The following is a 1,569-nucleotide window of genomic DNA, read 5'->3' as shown; positions in this document are numbered from 1 at the left end:
ATGAGGGGCGGTCATGTCATTCAGTCTTGCGCTCACACCGGCACAACGAGCTCTCGTCGAGCGCACACACGCGTTCGCGGAGGACGTGGTTCGGCCGGTGGCCGGCCGATACGACCGAGATCAGGAGTTTCCGTGGGCCGTCCTGGAGACGGCCGCGCAGCAAGGTTTCTACTCGCCGCTGTTCTACCGCGATCTGATCGGTGACCCGACCGGCCTGTCGCTTCCCCTCTTTATGGAGGAGTTGTTCTGGGGCTGCGCGGGAATCGGTCTTGCGATCGTGATGCCGGCGCTGGCGCTGTCCTCGATCGGTCAGGCGGCGACGCCCGAGCAAATGCTGCGCTGGGCACCGGAGTGTTTCGGCGAGCCGGGAAACATCAAGCTCGCGGCGTTGTGTATTTCCGAACCCGAGGGTGGTAGCGATGTCCGCAACCTTCGCACGACCGCTACCCGCGATGGTGACGATTGGGTGATCGACGGGCACAAGATGTGGATCGGTAATGGGGGCATCGCGAATGTGCACGTCGTGAATGCGACCGTGGATCCCGATCTTGGGCATCGTGGGCAGGCGCTGTTCGTGGTGCCCGGCGACGCAGACGGCATCGAGCTCGTTCGTAAGCTCGACAAGTTGGGGTGCCGCGCATCGCATACCGCAGAGCTGAAGTTTCATCGGGTCCGGGTTCCCTCCGACCATCTGCTCGGTGGCGACGACAAGCTGCAGCGCAGGATGCGAAAGGCCCGCGAAGTGCAGGAGCAGGTCGCCGAGGGCGCGCCGCGCCGGCGCTCGGCCACCCTCGGCACGTTTGAGCAGACCCGCCCGATGGTTGCCGCGCAAGCACTCGGGATCGCGCGCGCCGCAATCGAATACGCCACCGAGTACGCCAATCGCCGTGAGGCTTTCGGTGGGCCGATCATCGACAATCAGGGCATCTCGTTCCCGCTCGCGCATCTCGCGACGGAGATCGATGCCGCACGGTTGCTCACCTGGCGAGCGTCCTGGATGGCCGCAGCAGGCGTCGAGTTCCGGCACGGCGAAGGGTCGATGGCGAAACTGGCGGCGTCGGAGGTGGCTGTGAAGGCTACCGAGCGGGCACTGCAGACGATGGGTGGTTGGGGTTACATCAGCGACCATCCGGTCGAGAAGTGGTATCGGGATGCCAAGTTGTACACGATTTCGAGGGCACCAGCGAGATTCAGCAGATGGTCATCGGCCGAGCGCTCGGGGCCGCCGACGGTGGCTCACCGCTGCATTTCGAGCAGCCGACCGAGGGCAGCGTATTCAATCGGACGTTCGGCCGCGGAACGAGGATGCGGACCAGGGCAGGCGAATTCGCGATGTCGGCGAAAGACCGCATCCCCAAATCAGCCCAACGCCTGGCGATGAAAGTGCTTGCGCCGCCGAAGAAGTAATCCGTACCCAGACGATCGCTACTTCGGTGCGATGGCCCCGGAGAGGTCGGCCTCCTTGATTGGGGTGTCGGCGTTGGCTTGCACCGCGCACATCAGATCGATGACGACGATCGCTGCGTCGACGGCGGTTCCGGCCGGCTCTTCGTCGCTACCGCTTTGCTC

1 pseudogene is annotated in these 1,569 nt (G+C 64.5%); it reads left to right on the top strand.

What is annotated here, in order from left to right:
* The first annotated feature begins 13 nt into the window (after positions 1-13).
* Positions 14-1,407, top strand: a pseudogene (locus A8G08_RS19110) (acyl-CoA dehydrogenase family protein).
* The last annotated feature ends 162 nt before the right edge of the window (positions 1,408-1,569 follow it).

This window comes from Aldersonia kunmingensis (assembly GCF_001646865.1).
GTDB classification, from domain to species: domain Bacteria; phylum Actinomycetota; class Actinomycetes; order Mycobacteriales; family Mycobacteriaceae; genus Aldersonia; species Aldersonia kunmingensis.
The sequence above is the reverse complement of the archived record's forward strand: the minus strand, read 5'-3'. Positions and strand labels throughout refer to the sequence as shown.